Origin of the sequence: Pseudovibrio sp. W74 (assembly GCF_001623085.1) — a bacterium.
GTDB lineage: Bacteria > Pseudomonadota > Alphaproteobacteria > Rhizobiales > Stappiaceae > Pseudovibrio.
On sequence record NZ_LMCJ01000045.1, the window covers coordinates 7,929 to 28,391 of the forward strand.

At 52.7% G+C, this 20,463-nt stretch carries 17 protein-coding genes; 9 read left to right on the top strand and 8 right to left on the bottom strand.

Going from position 1 to position 20,463, the window contains the following annotated elements; genetic code table 11:
- The first annotated feature begins 760 nt into the window (after positions 1–760).
- A complete protein-coding gene (locus PsW74_RS20150) occupies positions 761–1,954 on the top strand; it encodes an NnrS family protein (protein WP_063289393.1) in 1,194 nt (397 codons plus the stop codon).
- 16 nt (positions 1,955–1,970) lie between these two features.
- On the opposite strand, the gene PsW74_RS20155 is transcribed toward PsW74_RS20150, so the two are convergent.
- From PsW74_RS20155 to PsW74_RS20165, 4 genes are all read right to left on the bottom strand, one after another.
- Positions 1,971–3,086 (bottom strand): HlyD family secretion protein, encoded by a 1,116-nt coding sequence (locus PsW74_RS20155; protein ID WP_208988077.1) that lies wholly within the window; start codon positions 3,084–3,086, stop codon positions 1,971–1,973.
- A gap of 26 nt (positions 3,087–3,112) precedes the next feature.
- Positions 3,113–3,325, bottom strand: a complete 213-nt coding sequence (locus tag PsW74_RS28470) for a DUF1656 domain-containing protein (protein ID WP_082596670.1) — start codon at positions 3,323–3,325, stop codon at positions 3,113–3,115.
- Positions 3,326–3,339: 14 nt separating this feature from the next.
- Entirely contained in the window at positions 3,340–5,490 is a 2,151-nt protein-coding gene (locus PsW74_RS20160) for an FUSC family protein (RefSeq protein ID WP_063289348.1), read from the bottom strand.
- A gap of 144 nt (positions 5,491–5,634) precedes the next feature.
- Entirely contained in the window at positions 5,635–6,513 is an 879-nt protein-coding gene (locus PsW74_RS20165; RefSeq protein WP_063289347.1) for a LysR family transcriptional regulator, read from the bottom strand.
- Positions 6,514–6,790: 277 nt separating this feature from the next.
- Here PsW74_RS20165 and blaPSV point away from each other — a divergent pair, with 277 nt between their 5' ends.
- Complete coding sequence (blaPSV, locus tag PsW74_RS20170; RefSeq protein WP_063289346.1) at positions 6,791–7,645, top strand: PSV family class A beta-lactamase; 855 nt, start codon at positions 6,791–6,793, stop codon at positions 7,643–7,645.
- A gap of 58 nt (positions 7,646–7,703) precedes the next feature.
- Here blaPSV and PsW74_RS20175 read toward each other — a convergent pair whose 3' ends face one another.
- A complete protein-coding gene (locus PsW74_RS20175) occupies positions 7,704–9,218 on the bottom strand; it encodes an alkaline phosphatase family protein (RefSeq protein ID WP_063289345.1) in 1,515 nt (504 codons plus the stop codon).
- Positions 9,219–9,432: 214 nt separating this feature from the next.
- Here PsW74_RS20175 and PsW74_RS20180 point away from each other — a divergent pair, with 214 nt between their 5' ends.
- From PsW74_RS20180 to PsW74_RS20210, 7 genes are all read left to right on the top strand, one after another.
- Positions 9,433–10,206: a DeoR/GlpR family DNA-binding transcription regulator gene (locus PsW74_RS20180; protein ID WP_063289344.1), complete on the top strand. Its 774-nt coding sequence runs from the start codon at positions 9,433–9,435 to the stop codon at positions 10,204–10,206.
- A gap of 232 nt (positions 10,207–10,438) precedes the next feature.
- Positions 10,439–11,260 carry an EamA family transporter gene (locus PsW74_RS20185; RefSeq protein ID WP_063289343.1) on the top strand — a complete coding sequence of 274 codons (822 nt, stop codon included), beginning with the start codon at positions 10,439–10,441 and terminating at the stop codon, positions 11,258–11,260.
- A 205-nt stretch (positions 11,261–11,465) separates the two neighbouring features.
- Positions 11,466–12,362, top strand: coding sequence for a LysR family transcriptional regulator (locus PsW74_RS20190; protein ID WP_057463682.1), 897 nt, complete (start codon positions 11,466–11,468; stop codon positions 12,360–12,362).
- A gap of 104 nt (positions 12,363–12,466) precedes the next feature.
- Positions 12,467–12,943 carry a formate dehydrogenase subunit gamma gene (locus tag PsW74_RS20195; protein ID WP_057463683.1) on the top strand — a complete coding sequence of 159 codons (477 nt, stop codon included), beginning with the start codon at positions 12,467–12,469 and terminating at the stop codon, positions 12,941–12,943.
- Complete coding sequence (locus PsW74_RS20200) at positions 12,943–14,499, top strand: NADH-quinone oxidoreductase subunit NuoF (RefSeq protein WP_063289342.1); 1,557 nt, start codon at positions 12,943–12,945, stop codon at positions 14,497–14,499. Before PsW74_RS20195 ends, PsW74_RS20200 begins: the two co-directional genes overlap by 1 nt.
- Positions 14,500–14,503: 4 nt before the next feature.
- Positions 14,504–17,374, top strand: coding sequence for a formate dehydrogenase subunit alpha (gene fdhF, locus PsW74_RS20205; protein WP_063289341.1), 2,871 nt, complete (start codon positions 14,504–14,506; stop codon positions 17,372–17,374).
- A 103-nt stretch (positions 17,375–17,477) separates the two neighbouring features.
- On the top strand, positions 17,478–17,696 hold the full coding sequence (locus tag PsW74_RS20210) for a formate dehydrogenase subunit delta (RefSeq protein WP_057463687.1): 219 nt from the start codon (positions 17,478–17,480) through the stop codon (positions 17,694–17,696).
- Positions 17,697–17,774: 78 nt separating this feature from the next.
- Here PsW74_RS20210 and PsW74_RS20215 read toward each other — a convergent pair whose 3' ends face one another.
- The 3 genes from PsW74_RS20215 to PsW74_RS20225 all read right to left on the bottom strand — a co-directional run bounded on the left by PsW74_RS20215 (position 17,775) and on the right by PsW74_RS20225 (position 20,400).
- Positions 17,775–18,572 (bottom strand): enoyl-CoA hydratase-related protein, encoded by a 798-nt coding sequence (locus PsW74_RS20215; RefSeq protein WP_063289340.1) that lies wholly within the window; start codon positions 18,570–18,572, stop codon positions 17,775–17,777.
- Positions 18,573–18,645: 73 nt separating this feature from the next.
- Complete coding sequence (locus PsW74_RS20220; RefSeq protein WP_063289339.1) at positions 18,646–19,497, bottom strand: carbon-nitrogen hydrolase family protein; 852 nt, start codon at positions 19,495–19,497, stop codon at positions 18,646–18,648.
- A 24-nt stretch (positions 19,498–19,521) separates the two neighbouring features.
- A complete protein-coding gene (locus PsW74_RS20225; RefSeq protein ID WP_057463690.1) occupies positions 19,522–20,400 on the bottom strand; it encodes a MurR/RpiR family transcriptional regulator in 879 nt (292 codons plus the stop codon).
- Between the last annotated feature and the right edge of the window lie 63 nt (positions 20,401–20,463).

The window sequence follows — 20,463 nt, forward strand, 5'->3', positions numbered from 1 at the left end:
CGACGGATACAAGAGCACCGGCAGGGAAACTTGCTTTTGCGAAAGTATCAGTCAAAGACGGAGGAACTGTTTGGGCATGGAAACCTGACTGGATAAGCCACTGTCTTTCCGGGAAACCGGCTATCGTGCCTTATAGGCAAAAGAGGCGACGTTGTTCATCCCAAGAAAGCCCGGGCAAGGCGTGTAGCCAATGCCGAAGACTCATTACTAACAAATAGCGCAGGTATTGCCTGCCGCCTTGCTCATCCCGGCTTCCGGGAATTCTGGTTCAACACTGCATGGGAGGCCATGTGGTGGTTTCAGTGCTTGTATTGTCCTAAGCCAGCTAAGAGATATCCTGGACGAGCTGACGTATCGAGACACTCTCCTCTCATTAGAGCATGTTGCGTTCATATGCATTCACGCACCAAGCTCTAACTCTTTAATTTTGCGCGTATTCTTATCCAAAAACCGGAACCACTTTTCGGGAACACGCTCTAGACCAGGCATATTCTCACCAGAAAACCGAAACCGCTTTTCGGGAACATTCTTTAAATGCAGAGTGCACTTAATAATAGTCAAGGACATGGTGAGTTAGATTGATGAAGCTGACTGTAAAAGCTAGAGCACGTTGCGTTCATTTTCATTTACGCATCGCGCTCTAGCATCTTTGGTGGAGCGAATTCTTGTCGTTTGATTGAATGCAATCAAACGGAACGCGCTCTAACGCATCGATCACTGAATGTGCACACGCGCATCAATAAAGCCAAAAGAGCGCCTCATGTCGACCACTATGGAACAAGTCAGATCCTGGCAAGGCCCTGTACTATTCAGCTATGGGTTCAGGCCGTTCTTCCTCGCCAGCGCAGTCTGGGCAATCGTGCTTATGCTGCTCTGGATACCACTCGTTTCCGGGCACATCGAGCTGCCGATTGCGTTTGATCCGGTCTCATGGCACGCCCATGAGTTCCTTTTCGGCTATCTAAGCGCCGTTGTTGCTGGGTTTTTGCTGACCGCTATTCCCAACTGGACCGGGCGGATGCCCATTGTGGGCAGGCCGCTCATTGTCCTGTTCAGCCTTTGGGTGATTGGCCGTGCCGCAATCTTGTTCGGTGCCTATCTTCCTGCAGGCGTTGTTGCCGCGCTTGACGTTGCAATGCCATTGGTGCTGGCCATTGCGTGCCTGCGTGAAATTATGGCAGGCAAAAACTGGCGCAACCTTATCGTGCTGGGTTTGCTGGGCGTGCTCATTGCATCCAACCTGTTGTTCCATTGGGAAGCCTGGAGCGATGGGTACGCAGCGCAGGGCTATGGTATGCGTCTGGGTATCTCCACCATGGTTCTGATGGTTGGCCTGATCGGTGGGCGGATCATCCCCTCCTTCACCCGTAACTGGCTGGTGAAGCAAGGCAGCAAGAGCCTGCCAGCGAGTCCGATGCAGGTGTTCGACAAGATCTCACTGCTTGCCCTCCTGATCGCACTGCTTGTCTGGACTGCGCTTCAAGATCATTGGCTTGCGGGCGTGATACTTTTAATTGCCGGAGCGCTGCACTTTGTGCGTCTGGTTCGCTGGAAAGGGCAGTATACCTTCAAGGAACCTCTGGTTCTGGTGCTGCATGCAAGCTATCTGTTTATGCCCTTGGGCCTGCTTGCACTTGGCTTTGCCATCCTCCTGCCAGACCTACTGGACATCACCGGAGCCCAACACCTGCTTATGGCTGGCGTTCTGGGTATGATGACTTTAGCCGTCATGACCCGCGCAACCCTCGGCCATACTGGTCAGGAGCTCAAAGCAAGCCGCGGTGCCACCTTCCTCTACTGCGCAATGGCCACATCAGTCCTCCTCCGCTTCTCCGCAGGCCTATTCCCAGACCTCGCAACAAGGCTTTACGATGTGTCAGCGCTAGCATGGATCCTGGCATTTGTGGTTTACGTGGCGACCTTCGGACCACTGTTGGCGTGGGGGAAGAAGTGAGGGGGAGTAACTTGCTTTACTGAAACAACAGCGGTGCTGGGGGTTCTTCTGGGGTGGATTTGTCGGCGGCGGTGTTGGTTAGGACCAGGACGGATACGGTGGTGCCGACGCGGAGGAGGATGTCTTTGGGGATGTCTGCGATTTTGACGCGGACCGGGATGCGTTGGGCGAGGCGTATCCACTCGAAGGTCGGGTTGATGTTAGGGAGCAGATCGGAGCCTGTGCTGCCATCGGATTGAGAAATGCCCCAGCCGATGCTTTCGACCTCTCCGTGAACCACCTGATCAGGATAGGCCATCAGGGTCATGATGACTTTATCGCCGATGTTGATCCTGCTGATTTTTGTTTCTGGAAAGTAGGCGTCGATCCAGAAGCTGGTAATATCTACGAGGGCAAGGGCTGGCTCATTTTCAACGGTTTGACTGCCCAGGCGTAGGTTAAGGTTGGTGACGTAGCCGGATACAGGTGCAGATACACGAGAGAAGCCAAGGTCTAACTCAGCCATGCGTAACGCTGCTTTTGCAGAGCGGAGTTGTGCGTTTTCATCGCCTGTTGCGCCAAGTGTTGCAATGACCTTGGCAAGGGAGGCTTGAGCTTCTACAAGAGCTGCTTCTGCTTGAGCGAGACCCGACTGAGCTTTTTCGGTGTCTGAGAGGGCGACGATATAGCTCTTTTCAATCTGATCATATGTGCGCTGCGTGACATAACCGTCTTTGAGCAGCTTGGCGTTCCGGTCCAGATTTCCCTTGATGTTTTTCAGGGTGGCGATGGAGGAGCGAAGTTCTGAACTGGCTTGCTCCACGTTCGAGCGATACTGGGCAACGTTTGCTTCTGAGGCTTCGCGTTCTTTTCCAAGCGCGTTGAGTTGATCGATCGTTTGATCAAGATCCGCTTTCTTCTCAGCAAAGGTTGCTTCAAATGTTCTTGGATCGATGCGGAAAAGCAGTTGCCCTGCTTGGACGCTTTGATTGTCTTTGATTGGAAGGTCTACGATTGGGCCGGAAACGCGGGTTGCGATTTGGATAACGTTCGCTCTGACCTGACCATCGCGTGTCCATGGATTTTGCAAGTAGGCATAATATTTATAAGCGAAGGCGAGAACTGCGACGCCAACGATCGTGCCCGTTATCATTGCTTTATGTATGGGTTTCAATGCTCTCATATCGGAATGACCCAACTTCCAATTACTGCGGTGTAGATGACGGCCAAAGCCAGGAAGACGCCGGGTGGATAGAGGAGGAATCTGGAAAGCCGGTATCTGTTTAACAAACGTGATGTGATCCAGCTGAGAAGCAAACCTAAGAAAGACGCGATCAGAAATGGGGGGAAGTAAACGGCCCCAATGGCCCATTCACCAGGATATCCATTCATTGACGCATACTCCTTTAGAAACGAACTTCTTTCAGATAAGGCCAATCGACTTTTTGAGATTGCTCTTCATAGTCTTCTAATGCCTGATAAACACTGCGAATACCTCCAAGAATGCGATAGATATTTAATCTTTCCCCTAACTCTCCATCATATTTACTCTGTTCTTGCTCTGCCTTTGAGATTTTATCTTCTATTTCCGGGAGTCTTGTTTCGCGTAGTTTTAAAGTCGCTTCTAACGTTTCACATGAGGGCTCTTCCACCAGTTTTGTGAAGTCAGTCATCAGCTGAGTGCTCCAGCCATGAATGTCATGCTTTAGCGTCTCATAAAGTTGGCTGTTTTCAGCAGTTTTGAACTCATCCATCAGGACTGACAGGCGAATGGAAAGTGCCTCAAGAACAACGGTGATCTTGATCAGTTCACTTTTCTCAATGTCTTGAGAGATCTCCGGTATCCAGCCTCGAATGATATGAGGGATGCTTTCGATCTCGTTTATGTAGTGTCGTCTGAGGTAGCGTTGCCAAGCGGAATCCTTTGTTGTGTGTTTGTTTTTCTGATCTGACAAAAGATAGCTTGCACCTTTAAAGAAGCGGCGTAGCAGGTTGAGATATTGAACCTCTGGGCGCAGGTTAAATGTGAATGTAGACACACACGCAAAAATTGCCACGACTATGATGAAAACGAGTAATTGATCGACTGCATAATTGAAGCTGTATGTCTGGGTGTTGCTTATGCCTGTTGTCATTACGAAATTCGCCAAGCCAAACATTCTTCCCAAAGTTGCCTCAGGTGAATGAAAGAAATAGGAGATGGAAAATACTGATATGAAAATGACAGCCCCAAGAGACCAGAAACTATGCAAATGCGGCATTATCAAAAGGTAGATGCAGGCTGCGAATATGTTTGATGAAACGCCAATCTTCAACAACCTGAGAGGCCTGATATACGGGTCGGTTGATAGGGAGATGCTATACACGCCTACTAAGATCAAAAGTACGGGGCCAGTTGGAAGATTTGGGGAATAGATATAGGCGATATAAGCGATCCAAAGACACAGGAAGGCGCGAAAAGCCCCCTTCAAAGCGCCTATATTTATGATGTGCTTTTTAGGCGTAGGCGCGACTATAAAGGTGGTGTCAGTACGTTGGCGCAAGCCAAAGATGACGGCGTTTATCTCATATAGCTGATATGTAATATGTTCGATGTTTGTGAGTTGATTGACGTAAAGTGACAGGGCTGCTTTTTCGAGTTGCTTGAGACCTGCAGTATTGGTTTTATTGATATGAAGTTCGCGTTGTGGGCTGGTGTAGTCCGAATGCTCTCCCAAAGACATCTTAGTGATAGCCGTTAAGCGCTGCTCTACTTCATTGATGTATTGGGTGCGCCAAGGCAGGTGTTTTTCAAGCTCAATTGTTTGAACGTCACCTATGTTTTGCCGGCACGCTTCTATTGCCCGTTCGTAATCAACCCACAGTTTCGCGGCATCTTTCCATAAATCGTGAACTTCCCAGATTTCATAGTTTTCGAGTTGGGCAATATTGGAAAGCTCCTCGAATCTGGCCTGTAATGATGAGAAGTCGCCTTGTTGCTTCAGGTACTGTTGGGGAGCGCGTGAGAACCCGTTGTCCAATGTTTCTTGAAAAATCCCAAGGGCAGCGTGGCTCAGGTGGCTGGCTGTGCTGTAAAGCGCTTTCGCTGATGTCTTAGGCCAAAGGACAGCTGAGACCACACTGTAGGTGATCACGCCTAAAGCAGTCTCCTCAATCCGCAGCATTGCGGTATAGAAGGCAGGCTCATTGCTTGTTGATGAATCCACAACCACAATAATTGTTACGAAAGCTGCCACGTTCCAAAAATAGGCGTTTCGTGTTGTGCTCTTCATATAGGTGCAAACTAAAACAAAGCTGGATAAGACAACCATAAACATCCAGCGTTGTTGCGGATAAAGGGAGAGGATCAGGAGTGCTGCGACCGCCGCAAGGAGTGTCCCGGCAATGCGCTGCGCGCCTTTGTTGAAGGATTGTCCTGATGTTTCCAGCGAGATAAATGCAACGGCCAGACCAGCCCAATACGGGCGGTCCCAATCCATGTAGAGCGCAATGGCGTAAGCGATCACCATTGCTAACCCAACCTTAATTGAATCCTTTGCTCTGTCGCTGAGAAACATATCCTCACTCGCTGACGTTTCCAGTCATGCCTGAAAAGCACTTCAGCCAAGATAGGTTGAAGACGTGTGAGATAGGTTTTGGTTTTTCTTTCAATTCGTTGCGTTGTTTTATCAAGACACGGACGGTGACTTGGGTTGAGTTTCCTAAGGAACGGGCTTCGGTGCCTCAGCAAGTAGCCAGTTTTTGAAGAGGGTGGTTGCTGGGGTGGCGGGTTTGGATTTGAGGTGGGTGAGCCAATATTTGCCGGTTGTGACTTCGAAGGGGAATGGTTTGACGAGGCGACCTTCTGAAATTCTGCGTTTGAACATGTCATAGGGTAAAAGTGCGATGCCTAAACCTGCTTCAACCATGTCGGCCATGGCGAGGGAGGAATCGAAGACTGGGCCTGTGATTTTGGGGCAGGCTGTCGCTGCGTGTTGGAACCATAGCTCCCATTCATCTGAACGGTAGGACCGGAAGAGCGTGTGATTGGTGAGGTCCTGAGGGGTTTTGAGAGAGAGGCCGATATCTGGTGAACTCAATGGGGTTAAAGGGGTGGTCAGCAATGGTGTTGCTTGCAGGCCCGGCCAGAGGCCTTCGCCAAATCGTATTGCGATATCAAGACCTTCTTTGGTGATGTCGACACGGTTGTTGTTGGTGAACAGGCGCAGGTTCACACCGGGATGCTTTTGCTGAAAGTCCGGCAGGCGCTCGATGAGATAGCCAGTTGCAAAGGTGGTCACGACGCCGACATTGAGGGTTTCCTGATAGCGACCATCAAGGAAACGGTCGAGGATATTTCCGATCCTGTCGAAGCTTTGAGTGAGGATGGGGTGTAAGGCTGTGCCTTCATCGGTGAGAATCAGGCCTTTCGGGGTGCGGTGGAAAAGAGGTGTTCCCAGTAGTTCTTCCAGAGCGATAAGTTGATGACTTACAGCGGCTTGTGTGACTCTCAGCTCGATTGCTGCGCGGGTAAAACTGCCTTGCCGGGCGGCGACTTCGAAGGCGCGGAGGGCGTTGAGGGGGATGTTTGGTCGGTCCATGCCTATTAGTTTTTCTAATATTTGTGTCGAGAATTAGTCGTTTGTGGCTCTACCTAAAAGTGTTTAGGTCTGAGGATGCATCTGATTATACCGGTGCTCACCACATTAAATTTCTAGCTTAAGCGCTGGTTTTGGCGAATTTATGCTGCTGAGTGTTCTGCTTTACAGCAGGGGATACGCTGTGCCTGTTTCATGAAATTTATTTGTTGATGGGGCCGCTGCTCACCATGAAAGGAATTGGAGAATGTTGCGTTTTTTAGAGGAAAGCTGCGTTCCTATGAGACGGTTTGCATGTGCGTTGGCCTTCACGTTGAGCTTGCCCTTAGCCAGCGAGGCGGGGCCACTGATGGATACAGTCAGTCAGTTAGAGACTGAGGTTGGAGGGCGCATTGGTGTGGTGCTGCGCCATACCGGATCTGACTGGGCCGTTGAGCATCGGGCGGATGAGCGGTTTCCTATGGCCAGCACGTTTAAGGCATTGCTCTGCGGAGCCGTTTTAAGCCGTGTTGATCGCGGTGAAGAGAGCCTTGGTGATCTTGTCACTTACAAAGCAACCGAGCTTGTCTCTTATTCTCCTGTTACGGAGAACCATGTGGCTTCTGGAATGAGTGTTGGTCAGCTGTGTGAAGCGACGGTCACCATGAGCGATAACAGTGCTGCAAACTTGCTTTTGAAACGCGTTGATGGGCCGGAAGGGCTGACCAGATTCTTACGTGGGCTTGGTGATCGGGTGACGCGTCTGGACCGGAATGAGCCAGCTATGAACGAAGCCAGGCACGGAGATCCCCGTGATACTACTTCGCCTTCTGCTGTGCTCAAGACATTGGACAGGTTGCTGTTTGAGGATGTGTTGCTTCCGTCTTCCCGCGCACAGCTGCAGCAGTGGATGGTGGATGACAAGGTTGCGGATGAGTTGATCCGAAAGCATCTGCCGAAGGGCTGGCGCATTGCAGACAAGAGCGGTGGAGGTCAGAATGGTTCGCGTGGGATTATCAGTGTTATCTGGCCGGATGCAGGAGCACCATATTTGGCTTCGGTTTATATGATGGGCAGTGATGCGAGTTTTAGGCAGCGCAATGCGGTGATCGCTGAGATTGGTAAGGCGATGATTGAGGAGATTAAACAGCGTTGATCAGCTGCTGTCTGTTTGTGGTGAAAAACGGGGCATGGTGTGATGCCCCGTTCCTGGGTCAGTGTTTCGGGCCGTCTGTGGTGATCATCCAGTTGGACAGGGTCTTGTCCATTTTCTTCATACGGTGCCGAAGGAGTTCGCGGGTCATACGTGCAAGTGTTTGAGCATGCTCTGGCTTTTGCGCCAGATTTTCCATTTCACCTTTGCCCTTAGCATCAAACAGCATAGGGGGCAGATCGGCTGCAAATTCCACAAGTGTGAAACGCTCATCGCGCAAGATGCTCAGGCAGGAGTTGTCCAGTTTGGTTCCAAGCTGTTGCTGCCAGAGAGTTGGCTGTAACGGGTCTGCGAAGTCCAGCTCTGACATAGAGACCGTGCGCCAGTTCTCAGGTGTTTCACCTTGGAGGAACGGGAGCAGGGACTTGCCATCCACGGAGCCTGGAACATCCTGCCCGACCCATTCCAGAATGGTTGGCATGATATCGATGGACTCTGTGACCTGTGAGACCTGCGTTCCGTGCTCTCCGTCTGGCATGCGGATGATGAGAGGGGTGTGGTAGGCCGCATCATAAACGGTCATTTTCCCCCAGCTGTGATGGTCGCCCAGCATTTCGCCATGGTCAGCTGTGATTATCACCATGGTATCGTCGTACTGTCCTGTGTCTTTGAGGAACTGCACAACACGGCCTACATGGTGATCCACTTCTGTGGCTAGCCCGAGATAGATTGCGCGCAGGGTACGGATGTTCTCGTCTGTTGGTTCCAGATCCGGGAAGCCCTCAACAAAGCTGGCTGCGCTGTTGTTTTGCATGACCGGGGTGAAGAACGGATGTTGGGCCTGCTCGTCTTCTGCGCTTTCCAGTCGCTCTGGGAGCGGCAGGTTTTGCGGATCGTACATGTCGTTATACGGGGCAGGGGCGACGAGCGGAGGATGCGGACGAATGTAGGTAAGATGCGCGAACCAGCTTTGCTGACTGTAGGCTGGCATTGTCTTGAGGAAGGCGTCTGTTAGAAACGCCGTGTCGCTGTCCTTGGCTGCATAGAGCGCAGGGTCGTTGAGGCGTGGGGCTTTGCCTTCTGGTGAGACGGGCTTGTAGACGTCCCAGTACTTCTCTAATTTATACCCCTGGTTCATGAGATGAGACTGCCATGGATAGGACATATCCATGCGCATCTCCGTTATCTCATGGAAGCCGTTCATCGGGTATTCGTAGGTTCTGACTGCTGGGTCGTTCGGATGGAAGGCACGGGGATCCTGTGAGGTGTCCGTGTATCCAAACAACATGGGCAGATAGCCCGCCTTGCGCATTTGCGTTGCGATGTTGGGCGTGTCGTGCCTCAGCGGTGTGCCATTGCGTACAGAGCGATGGTTCATGGCGTATTGCCCCGTCAGCAGTGACGCTCTGGACGGGCCGCATGGATTGGTGACGGAGAAGTGACGCGTAAAGGTGACGCTGTCTTCCATGAACGCGCGCAGGTTTGGCAGGTTTACGTGTTTGCCAAGTTCACCGAACACACAATCCGCGCGCAGCTGGTCGATGATGATAAAAAGCACATTGCGTTTGTTTTGCATGTTCCTGATCCCCCAAAGCCACAGGTGTGGCGCAGTCCGACAGACCGTTACTCCGGCAATATGAAAGAGAGATGTAACTGTGGTCGTTTGCCAGCAAATAATCCACAGCTGCACACAAATTCCAACATAAATCGACATATGTGTTGGAATTTGACTGTAGTTGTGGAGTAAGGCAGTCACAGAACGTGATTATCCGCGCAAACGTGAGGGGCAGATGTCTCATAGCCACCGCGAACTGGAACTGCTGGAAGTTCTGAAACGACTTGGCGGATCGGCACGCAATGCTGATCTGGCTAAGGCACTGGATGTTTCTGAAGAAACTGTGCGCCGGACGGTGAAGTCTTTGTCGATGACTTCAGACCTTGAGCGGGTGCGCGGCGGGGCCTATTTGGCAAGCTCGCAAAATGACCCAAGCTTCTTTCGCCGTATTTCACAGCGCACCAATGAAAAACGGCTGATCGCCGCTGTTGTGTGTGATGTGGTTGAAGATGGCATGACCGTCTATCTGGATGTTGGCTCCACCACGGCATATGTGGCGGAAGACCTGAGATTGCGCAGGAACCTGACGGTGGTCACAAACTCCATTGGTGTTGCGCAGACACTGGTGAATGTGAACGGCAACCGCGTGCATTTGCTTGGTGGTGAAATGCAGGTCAATGACCGGGGAACCTTTGGTCACGACACCTATTGTCAGGTACAGCGGTTCGCGCTTGATATGGCCATCTTCAGCCTTGATGCGGTCTCTGCCAGCAAGGGGTTTCTCTATCAAAGCAGTGTTGAATCCCAACTGAGTGCTGCCATTGCAGAAAAAGCGGATCAGGTGCTGGTTGCGTTTGATCATGGCAAGCTGAGTGAGACAGCGCCGTATGTAGGACCGGACCCACGACAGGTGGATTATGTGGTGACCGACAGCCCACTTGAAGAACCGTTTGTGACTGCCTTTGCGGACTGGGGCATTCAAAGCTTCATAGCCTCCCGAAAAAACTGAGTTGAAACAAGACTACCCGCCTGTGATCTGCTTAAAGCTGCACACGGGCAACCAGATGCAGAAATCGAAAACCTTCGAAATTACAGCATTTTAAAAGATAGATAAAACAAGATGGAAGCCGGTTTTCTGGTGTTGCGAGGTCAGTCGCAGATTGGATGATGGAGCTTTACAAAAGCTGCCCGGCAGGCTTCCACACTACGAATGGTTTTGATTGATGAGCCTATCCATCATAATGATAATCCTTGCAGCAGCACTGCTGCATGCGATCTGGAATGCGATTGTTAAAACAGCGGGTGACCGTACACTCACCCTCGGACTTGTGGCGTTTGGCCATGTGATCCCGGCAGGTGTCATGATCATGATCCTGCCTTTGCCAGCACCTGAGAGTTTTGGCTATGTGGCGCTCTCCACCTGCATTCACTTTGTCTACTACTACACGCTGGGGCAGGCGTACCGTCATGGGGACCTGAGTGTGGTCTATCCCATTGCACGCGGTATTGTTCCGGCTCTGGTTTCCTTATGGGCCATGCTGTTTGTGGGCGAAGTGCTGCCGTTTTGGGCGTGGTTTGGCATTGGCTTGATCGGGTTTGGTATTCAGATGTCCAGCTGGTCTGCCTTGCGGCAAGGTGTTGGCGGTGCGGCGCTTGGGTTTGCGGTTGCCACAGGTGTTTGTATCTCTGCTTACTCGCTGGTTGACGGTGTTGGTGTCCGGCTTTCTGGCAACACGTTGAGTTACTGGGCGTGGGGTGCGTTTTTGCAGGTCTTTATCGCAGCTTTCATTGGTGTGCGGCGGTGGTCTGTTTTGCCAAGTCTTTCCAGGAGAACATGGGCGCTGGGCCTGACGGGCGGTCTGGTCTCCATGATTGCTTATGGTCTGGTGCTTTACGCCAAAAACTTTGCACCGCTGGGCGCTGTCTCAGCCTTGCGCGAAACCTCCGTCATTTTTGCCGCCTTAATCGGTTTTGTCGTCCTGGGTGAGGGCAACTGGGTACGCCGCATGCTGGCCGCCATATTCATGGTCGCTGGTGTAAGCTTCATTGGTATGAACGTCTGATTGCAGAGTTTATCCAAACCGCGCTGTGTTCTTGGCGTTCCGCGTTATCGTTCTTGCTCTGAATATGCTAGTTCATTTCAGAGCTAAGAAAAAACATCTAAGGGATTGCTTGTAGGAGGATATGAGCGATCCCGCGTGGTATTGGCCTGACAAGGCTGGTGCCTGCTGATGGATGATGTTGCGGGAACGTTTGCGAGGATAACCCATGATCGATAAGCTGGAGATGTTTATTGCGTTGGCGCGTGAGAAGCATTTTGGGAAGGCGGCGGACGAGTGTGGTGTGACGCAACCGACGCTTTCGGCCAACATCAAGCATCTTGAAGAACAGCTTGGCGCTCTGCTGGTTTTGCGTGGCTCGCGTTTTCAGGGGCTGACGCCTGAAGGGGAGCGGGTGCTGGAATGGGCCCGCAAGCTTGTGGCTGATACGCGGACCATGAAGCAGGAGCTGAAGGCTGTCAGTGATGGTCAATCGGGTACGTTGCGGATTGCCTCCATCCCCACAGCTCTGACGTATGTTCCAGAACTCACCACATGCTTTAGCGAGGAAAACCCGGGCGTTGATTTTGCGGTGTTCTCGCGTCCGTCCTCTGAGATTCTGGCGCAGTTGGAAAATCTGGAAATTGATGTGGGGCTGACCTATCTGGACAACGAGCCTTTGGGGCGGGTTTTACAAATTCCTCTTTATCGGGAGCGCTACTGCTTTGTGGTGGCTGAAGGTGGGCCGCTTTCTGGCCGCGAGCATGCCACGCTGGAGGATGTGAGCAGGGTCCCGTTGTGTTTGCTGACGAGTGACATGCAATGCCGGCGTATCATCAACAATATCCTGCATGATGTTGATGTGGTGGCAAAGCCAGTACTGCAGTCAGATTCCATCATGTGCCTGCTGGCGCATGTGCGTACCGGACGGTGGGGGACGATTATCCCGCAGGCCGTAGCGCAGACAATTGCCTCTGATCACCTGGAGATCATCCCGATCTCTGATCCTTATGCCAGTATTATGGTTGGATTGATTGCGACGCAGCGTGAGCCTCGTGCGCCGCTTTTGGACATTTTTTTGAAGAGAATTACTAGAATATCGCAGGGCAAAGAGCTCTCTACGTGATTTCCTTGATAGGGATGTGCAATCGCCCAACGGATATATCATATTGATTGCCTGCGACATATTGTGCCAACACGAAGCATTGACGTGCGAGGAGGGAGGATTTTATGGCCTTGCAGACGCAATCGCAGGATATAGAAAAAGAAACGGCCGCGATTATTGATGTCCACGAACATCAGGAAGGGCCGCTCCTGCCAATCCTGCACGATGTGCAGGGGAAATTTGGTTATGTTCCCGAGGATGCGCTCTTAAAGATCGCAGATCGGTTGAACCTGAGCCGTGCTGAAGTGCACGGCACAATGAGTTTTTACCCCGACTTTCGTACAGAACCTGCCGGACGCCATGTGTTGAAGGTTTGCCGTGCAGAAGCCTGCCAGTCGATGGGCGGCGAAAAGCTTGCAGATGACATTCAAAGAGACCTTGGCATCAAATGGCACGAAACCACGCCTGATGGGAAGGTGACGCTGGAGCCGGTCTATTGCCTTGGCCTGTGCTCGTGTGCACCTGCTGCTATGATGGATGGCAACCTGCATGGCCGCCTTGATGAAGAGGCTGTGCTGAAGCTTGTTGAGGAGGTGAAGTGATGGGGGCTGTCCTTTACGTTCCTTGCGACGCTGCTGCTTTGGCGGTTGGCGCTGATCGTGTTGCAGAGACGCTGGCGGAAGAGCTGCGCGCGCGCGGTGTGGATGCGACAATCATCCGTAACGGATCTCGCGGTATGCACTGGCTGGAGCCGCTGGTCGAGATTGAAACCGAGCAGGGCCGGATAGCCTATGGTCCGGTGAAGCCATCTGATGTGGCCGGACTGCTGGATGCGGGCCTGCTGGATGGTGGTGACCATCCTTTGTGTCATGGTTTGACCGAAGAGATGCCTTATCTGAAGCGTCAGACGCGTCTGACGTTCTCCCGCTGTGGCATCACTGACCCGCTTTCTCTTGAACATTACGAGATGCATCACGGTTTTCTTGGTCTGAAGCGTGCGCTTGAGATGACGCCTGCGGAGATTGTGCAGGACGTGACCGACAGTGGTCTACGTGGCCGCGGTGGCGCTGGATTTCCGACAGGTATCAAATGGAACACTGTGCTGAAGGCGCAAGGTGCGCAGAAATATATCGTCTGTAATGCAGATGAAGGTGACAGTGGTACGTTTTCTGACCGGATGATCATGGAGGGCGATCCGTTCGTTCTCATCGAAGGCATGACCATTGCCGGTATCGCGGTGGGAGCGACCAAGGGGTACATCTACACCCGTTCTGAATACCCGCATGCGGTTGCGATTATGCAGGACGCGATCAAGATTGCGCGCAAAGCCGGCATTCTCGGAGCTTCTGTAATGGGCTCTGATCATGCGTTTGATATGGAAGTGCGTGAAGGGGCTGGTGCTTATGTGTGCGGTGAGGAAACCTCGCTGCTCAACAGCCTTGAAGGCAAACGCGGTATTGTGCGGGCCAAACCTCCGCTTCCTGCGATTGAGGGTCTGTTTGGCTGTCCGACTGTGGTCAACAACGTGATGTCGCTGGCGTCTGTGCCGATCATTATGGATCGCGGCGCACGGTTCTACCGAGATTATGGTGTTGGCTACTCCCACGGGACTATTCCGATCCAGTTGACTGGCAACATCAAGAACAGCGGGTTGTTTGAGACGGCTTTCGGTCTGACACTGAACGAGCTGATTTATGATATTGGCGGCGGCACGTTGAGCGGTCGTCCGGTGAAGGCTGTTCAGGTTGGCGGTCCGCTGGGGGCTTATTTCCCACCGTCTTTGTTTGACACGATCTTTGATTATGAGGCGTTTATTGAGCGTAATGGCATGATTGGCCATGCGGGGATCGTGGTGTTTGACGACACGGTCGATATGCTCAAGCAGGCACGCTTTGCCATGGAGTTCTGCGCCATTGAGAGCTGCGGCAAGTGTACGCCGTGCCGTATTGGGTCTGTGCGCGGTGTGGAAGTGCTGGACCGGATTGCCGAAGGGGATCAGCCAGAGCAGCAAGTGGAGTTGCTCACTGACCTTTGCGACACGATGAAAATGGGCTCGCTTTGTGCTCTTGGCGGGTTTGCACCTTATCCTGTGATGAGTTCTCTGACGCATTTTCCGCAGGATTTTCATGTAAAGCCATTAACAGACGCGGCGGAGTGAACCCATGACCCTGATTAAAGAAACAGACTTTGGTACTCCTCAATCGACCGCTGAAAAGACTGTCACTATCACCGTTGATGGTTTTGATGTGAGCGTGCCTGAGGGAACCTCTGTGATGCGGGCTTCCATGGAAGCTGGTATTCAGGTTCCCAAATTGTGCGCGACGGATATGGTTGATGCCTTTGGCTCCTGCCGCCTGTGTCTGGTGGAAATTGAAGGGCGACGCGGAACGCCTGCCTCCTGTACCACGCTGGTGGAAGAGGGGATGCAGGTTCGCACCCAGACAGATCGTCTTAAAGGCCTGCGCCGTGGTGTGATGGAGCTTTACATCTCTGATCACCCGCTGGACTGCTTAACCTGCGCTGCCAATGGTGACTGTGAGCTGCAGGACATGGCCGGAGCGGTTGGCCTGCGCGATGTGCGCTATGGCGCTGATGCGCAGAACCACTTTAAAATGCGTGATGGCGGCGGTGAGGTGAATGCCTGCTGGAAGCCAAAGGACGAGAGCAATCCTTATTTCACCTATGACCCTGCCAAATGCATTGTCTGCTCGCGCTGTGTGCGGGCCTGTGAGGAAGTGCAGGGAACTTTTGCGCTGACCATTACTGGTCGCGGCTTTGACTCTCGCGTGACCGCGGGCATGTCTGAGAGTTTCCTGGATTCTGAGTGTGTGTCTTGCGGTGCCTGTGTGCAGGCGTGTCCGACAGGGACGCTTCAGGAAAAGTCCGTGATCGATATTGGACAGCCGGAACGTTCTGTTGTGACGACCTGCGCTTACTGTGGTGTTGGCTGCTCCTTTAAGGCAGAGATGCGCGGTGATGAGTTGGTGCGCATGGTGCCGTATAAGGATGGCAAGGCGAACCGTGGTCATTCCTGCGTGAAAGGCCGCTTTGCTTATGGCTATGCGGCGCATCAGGACCGTATTCTCAACCCGATGGTTCGTGAGAGTGTGGATCTGCCATGGCGGGAAGTTTCCTGGGATGAAGCCCTGAGCTTTGCAGCGAACAAGATGAAGGGCATTCAGCAGCAGTACGGCAAAGAGTCTGTTGGAGTGATCACGTCCTCTCGCTGTACCAATGAAGAGACTTTCCTTGTTCAGAAGCTGACACGTGCGGTGTTTGAGAACAACAACACGGACACTTGCGCACGCGTATGTCATTCACCAACCGGTTATGGCCTTGGTCAGACGTTTGGCACATCTGCGGGGACGCAGGACTTTGACAGTGTTGAGCATTCTGATGTGGTGCTGGTGATCGGTGCGAACCCGACGGACGGGCATCCAGTGTTTGGCTCTCGTCTGAAGAAGCGTTTGCGTCAGGGTGCAAAGCTGATCGTGATTGATCCGCGCCGGACTGATCTGGTGAAGTCTCCGCATATCAAGGCCTCGCACCATCTGGCGCTGCGTCCGGGAACGAACGTTGCCATTGTGACTGCGATGGCGCATGTGATCGTGACTGAAGGCTTGTTCGATGAGGCTTTCATTCGTGAACGCTGCGATATGGATGAGTTTCAGGACTACGTTGAGTTCGTCTCTGATCCGGCCAACAGCCCAGAAGCTGCTGAGTTGCTGACGGGTGTTCCTGCTGAGGAAGTGCGCGGGGCGGCACGGCTTTATGCGCGTGGTGGTAATGGTGCGATCTACTACGGACTTGGCGTGACGGAACACAGTCAGGGGTCCACGACTGTTATCGGCATTGCGAACCTTGCCATGCTGACTGGTAACATCGGCAAGAAAGGCGTTGGTGTTAACCCGCTGCGTGGTCAAAACAACGTGCAGGGCTCCTGTGATATGGGGTCGTTTCCGCATGAACTGCCGGGCTATCGCCATGTGAAGAATGCTGATGCGCGTGATATCTATGAACAGATCTGGGGTGTGACCATCTCCGACGAGCCGGGCTTGCGTATTCCGAACATGCTGGATGCAGCTGTTGAGGGAACGTTCAAGGGCATTTACGTGCAGGGTGAGGACATCTTGCAGTCTGATCCTGATACCAAGCACGTTGCAGCTGGTCTTGCTGCCATGGAATGTGTGATCGTTCATGACCTGTTTTTGAATGAGACCGCGAACTATGCGCATGTGTTCCTGCCGGGTTCCACCTTCCTTGAGAAGGATGGCACCTTCACCAATGCTGAGCGGCGTATCAACCGCGTACGCAAAGTGATGGCACCGCGCAATGGCTATGCGGATTGGGAAGTGACCCAGTTGCTTGCAAATGCCATGGGGGCGAACTGGACCTATACGCATCCTTCTCAGATTATGGAGGAGATTGCGGCAACCACTCCAAGCTTTGCCAATGTGACTTACGACCTTCTGGAGGAGCAGGGCTCTGTTCAGTGGCCTTGTAATGAAGAAATGCCGGAAGGCACGCCAACCATGCATCTGGACGGGTTTGTACGTGGTAAAGGCCGTTTCATTCGGACCGACTATGTAGCGACGGATGAGAAGACCGGACCGCGCTTCCCACTGCTTTTGACCACGGGCCGTATTTTAAGCCAATATAACGTTGGCGCTCAGACACGGCGTACAGACAATGTGGTCTGGCATGAGGAAGATGTGCTGGAGATTCATCCGCATGATGCAGAAGTGCGCGGCATTAAAGATGGTGACTGGCTCAAGCTTATGAGCCGTTCTGGCGAAACCAGCTTGCGGGCGAATGTGACGGATCGTGTTTCAACGGGTGTTGTTTACACCACGTTCCACCATCCGGCGACACAGGCAAACGTGGTGACGACCGACTATTCTGATTGGGCGACAAACTGTCCGGAATACAAGGTGACGGCGGTTCAGGTTTCTCTTTCCAACGGTCAGACAGACTGGCAGGAAGAGTATCAGGAGCATGCTGCTCGGTCTCGCCGGATTGAAGCTGCGGAATAAGTGTATTTGATGCTGGGCTGCATGAGTATCCTCTGACTTCAGAGAGACTTGTGCAGTCTGCGCGCAATGGAACTGAGAGTTTAAAAGGGAGGAGAGCTCGGGTATGGCACCAGAAAAGCTCACCTACATGGCAAACCAGATCGCTGGTTTCTTCAAGCATAAGCCGCATGAAGAGGCGGTTGCAGGTATTGCCGATCACATTAATGATTTTTGGGAGCCGCGGATGCGGCTGCAACTGTTTGACATTGTGAAGGATGGCGGAGAGGGGCTTAATCCGCTGGTTTTGGAAGCGGAGCCTTCCATTCGCAGGCCTGCGAAGTAACGCATTTCTTGTTTGTTGAATGAGCGCTGTACGCTGCCGGGTATCCGCCAGTCTGCAGCGCTCTTCTCGTTTTAGTGCCTATTTCATCTTTTCCATGAAGGCGAGCACAGCTTCCAGATGTTCGGGCTCATTGTGGCTCATGCCCTGGAAGCACGCGGACAGGTCAAGGAAGTCTTTTAGCTCAGTGCGCTGGGCCATCTTCAGCAGGCGTTTGGTGAGGCGCGTGGCCTTTGGGGGCTGAGAGGCGAACTGCTGAGCCATCTTGCTGGCTTCCGCCATAAGCTCGTCTGGCTCGTACACACCCAACACAAGGCCGTATTCCTTGGCTTGCTGGGCGTTGATAACACGTCCCGACAGGGTAAGCTCTGCTGCGCGCTGGTAGCCGATCAAGCGCTGCATGAACCATGCGCCGCCATCGCCGGGGATGATGCCAAGGTTCAGGAAGGTCTCTCCGAACTTGGCTTTGGTGGAGGCCAGGCGGATGTCGCACATGTTGGCAAGGTCAAAGCCCGCTCCGATAGCGGGGCCATTGACGGCTGCAATGATCGGCACTTCCACATTTTGCAGGGCGAGAGGAATGCGCTGGATGCCGCGCCTGTAGTGGTTCTCCACCTCAGCCACATTGCCAGCGAAGTCACCGCCACGTTCTGCCATATCTTTGATGTTGCCACCTGAGGAGAAGGCTGAGCCTGCGCCCGTCAGAAGTAGAACTGAGACATCAGGGCAGATATTGACCCATTCCGCCGTTGCCACGATGTCGTCAATCAGCGCAGAGCCGGTGAGGGCGTTGCGCAGGTCATGACGGTTCATGGTGAGTGTGGCAACGCGGTTTTCAAGCGTAAGCGTTGCGTCCGTAAGCTTTGGCAGATCTGCCATGGCGTGCTTTCCCTCCAGAAAGTTGTTTTGTTGCAACCGATACTAGAGGGAAAACTGATGGGAATAGAGCTAGCTATTGGTTGAGCAGCTCAGGTTCCTGATGCTTGAGCCGGGAGTAGTCTTCCAGCAAATCCTTGCGGAATGTGTAGTCTTCGCGCGCTTGATCAATCACAGCCGTATCCAGCTCAAAGCTCTCAAAATGCTCGTTGGTTTGAGGGAAGATTGTGCGTGGTGTGTTCTCATCTGTCCAGGGAGGACAGAACGTGGAGTTGCCGAAGTTCTCGCCAGCGCGATTGAGGCTGAGGAAGAAGATCTGGCTTTCCAGAGCGCGGGTGACCACGAAGTCGTGCCAGCTGAAGAAGCTTTCATCCTGGGCATACGCGCCGCTGTGCAGGATCAGGTCAACGCCGTGTTGCAGAGCCAGTGTGCGGCTGAGTTCAGGGATGCGGATATCGTAGCAGATGATTGGCGCAACCTTTATGCCCTTTACGGAGAACGAGAAAAGGTGGTCACCTTTCTCGAAGTATTCCTTCTCCATGGACGCGCCATACTGACAAATGTGGAGCTTATCGTAGCAGCCAATGACAGCTCCGTCCGGCCCGACAGCGACCTGAGAGATCTTATAGTGATCCTCTGCTTTGCGTGGCATGCCGAAGACGATTGTGGTGTTGTGCTGTTTTGCCAAAGCGCCAAATGCTTTGACGGAGGGGCCGTTCAGGTCTTCTGCCAGCACGCTGAGTTCAGCGAAGGCAGCTCTGGAGTAATCAACGGTCGAAAGCTCAGGTAAAACAACCAGATCATGTGGCTTTGCAGTGAGTTGCTGATGCAACTTGGCGGTCACGGAGCGCACGTGTGCGTCTCGCTGGTCTGCTGTGGTCATCGCAGGAATGTTGATCTGACCGGCAAGGAGACTGAGCTTTGTCATAGGGTATTCCGAGTTCTTATTGGTTTATTGGTCTGGCCAGTATTCGCCGAGTTCATTGCGGCAGCGTTCCAGCCTTGTGATGTTGTCGATGACGACCTGTCCGCTGTCTGCCACCAGTAAGCCAAGGATCATTTCCAGAAGGGCCGCAGTGGCGACATAACTCTCAAAGAAATGCGGGCTTTGAACAGGGGTGAGCAGGAGGTCGGTTGAATAAGTGGCAAGTGGAGATGTTCTGGTGTCGGTGATGCCGACGACCGTTGCACCTACTTCATACGCCCGTTTTGCAACGAGTACTGTGTCTGCAGCGCATGGGTTCAGGGAGATTGCGACGACAACGTCATCGGCGTTGATGTACTCAACCTGATCTGCGATTTCGCCATTCTTGCGATTGATGAGCCGCCAGTTGCGAAAGCACATGGAGGCAACATAGTGCAGGTAATTTGCGAGTGAGTGGGATGCATGCATACCAACAACAACCACGTTCCGGGCGGTGGCCAGTGACGAGACGATTTGTTGGAGATGATCCCGGTCGACGGTGTCGAACAAATGCTTCAGATTGCCAAGAGCTGCGCTTTTGAAACTTTGCAAAGAAGCTTCAATATCCGAGGTGCCATGTGTGGCCTGTAGCTCTCCGGCTCGGGATGGGTAGTTGGAGGAAAAATCCTCGAACCCGCCGCGATAGACATCACGCAGGGCATTGTAGGTTCCAAACTCAAGAGATTTTGCAAGTCTGTTCATGGTGGGAGGAGGGACGTCTGCACGGGCTGCAACCTGACGCATGGACAGGGTGGCAACATCACTTGGATATTCCAAGACATAAGCCGCGCTTTTCTTGAGCTGCTTGCTTAGATTTGGATAGGCTTTCGTGAGTTGATCAACCGTCTCCTGGTAGCTTTTCGTCATAGTTTCCCCTCCCAAACGAATCATTGTTTTAATTATTTTGGTGCAAATGGATCAAATGTATCA

Excerpts from the sequence above, each read along its gene's own strand:
- PsW74_RS20150 (WP_063289393.1), top strand. The coding sequence starts at position 761 with ATGTCGACCACTATGGAACAAGTCAGATCCTGGCAAGGCCCTGTACTA.
- PsW74_RS20155 (WP_208988077.1), bottom strand. The coding sequence starts at position 3,086 with ATGATAACGGGCACGATCGTTGGCGTCGCAGTTCTCGCCTTCGCTTAT.
- PsW74_RS28470 (WP_082596670.1), bottom strand. The coding sequence starts at position 3,325 with ATGAATGGATATCCTGGTGAATGGGCCATTGGGGCCGTTTACTTCCCC.
- PsW74_RS20160 (WP_063289348.1), bottom strand. The coding sequence starts at position 5,490 with ATGTTTCTCAGCGACAGAGCAAAGGATTCAATTAAGGTTGGGTTAGCA.
- PsW74_RS20165 (WP_063289347.1), bottom strand. The coding sequence starts at position 6,513 with ATGGACCGACCAAACATCCCCCTCAACGCCCTCCGCGCCTTCGAAGTC.
- blaPSV (WP_063289346.1), top strand. The coding sequence starts at position 6,791 with ATGAGACGGTTTGCATGTGCGTTGGCCTTCACGTTGAGCTTGCCCTTA.
- PsW74_RS20175 (WP_063289345.1), bottom strand. The coding sequence starts at position 9,218 with ATGCAAAACAAACGCAATGTGCTTTTTATCATCATCGACCAGCTGCGC.
- PsW74_RS20180 (WP_063289344.1), top strand. The coding sequence starts at position 9,433 with ATGTCTCATAGCCACCGCGAACTGGAACTGCTGGAAGTTCTGAAACGA.
- PsW74_RS20185 (WP_063289343.1), top strand. The coding sequence starts at position 10,439 with ATGATAATCCTTGCAGCAGCACTGCTGCATGCGATCTGGAATGCGATT.
- PsW74_RS20190 (WP_057463682.1), top strand. The coding sequence starts at position 11,466 with ATGATCGATAAGCTGGAGATGTTTATTGCGTTGGCGCGTGAGAAGCAT.
- PsW74_RS20195 (WP_057463683.1), top strand. The coding sequence starts at position 12,467 with ATGGCCTTGCAGACGCAATCGCAGGATATAGAAAAAGAAACGGCCGCG.
- PsW74_RS20200 (WP_063289342.1), top strand. The coding sequence starts at position 12,943 with ATGGGGGCTGTCCTTTACGTTCCTTGCGACGCTGCTGCTTTGGCGGTT.
- fdhF (WP_063289341.1), top strand. The coding sequence starts at position 14,504 with ATGACCCTGATTAAAGAAACAGACTTTGGTACTCCTCAATCGACCGCT.
- PsW74_RS20210 (WP_057463687.1), top strand. The coding sequence starts at position 17,478 with ATGGCACCAGAAAAGCTCACCTACATGGCAAACCAGATCGCTGGTTTC.
- PsW74_RS20215 (WP_063289340.1), bottom strand. The coding sequence starts at position 18,572 with ATGGCAGATCTGCCAAAGCTTACGGACGCAACGCTTACGCTTGAAAAC.
- PsW74_RS20220 (WP_063289339.1), bottom strand. The coding sequence starts at position 19,497 with ATGACAAAGCTCAGTCTCCTTGCCGGTCAGATCAACATTCCTGCGATG.
- PsW74_RS20225 (WP_057463690.1), bottom strand. The coding sequence starts at position 20,400 with ATGACGAAAAGCTACCAGGAGACGGTTGATCAACTCACGAAAGCCTAT.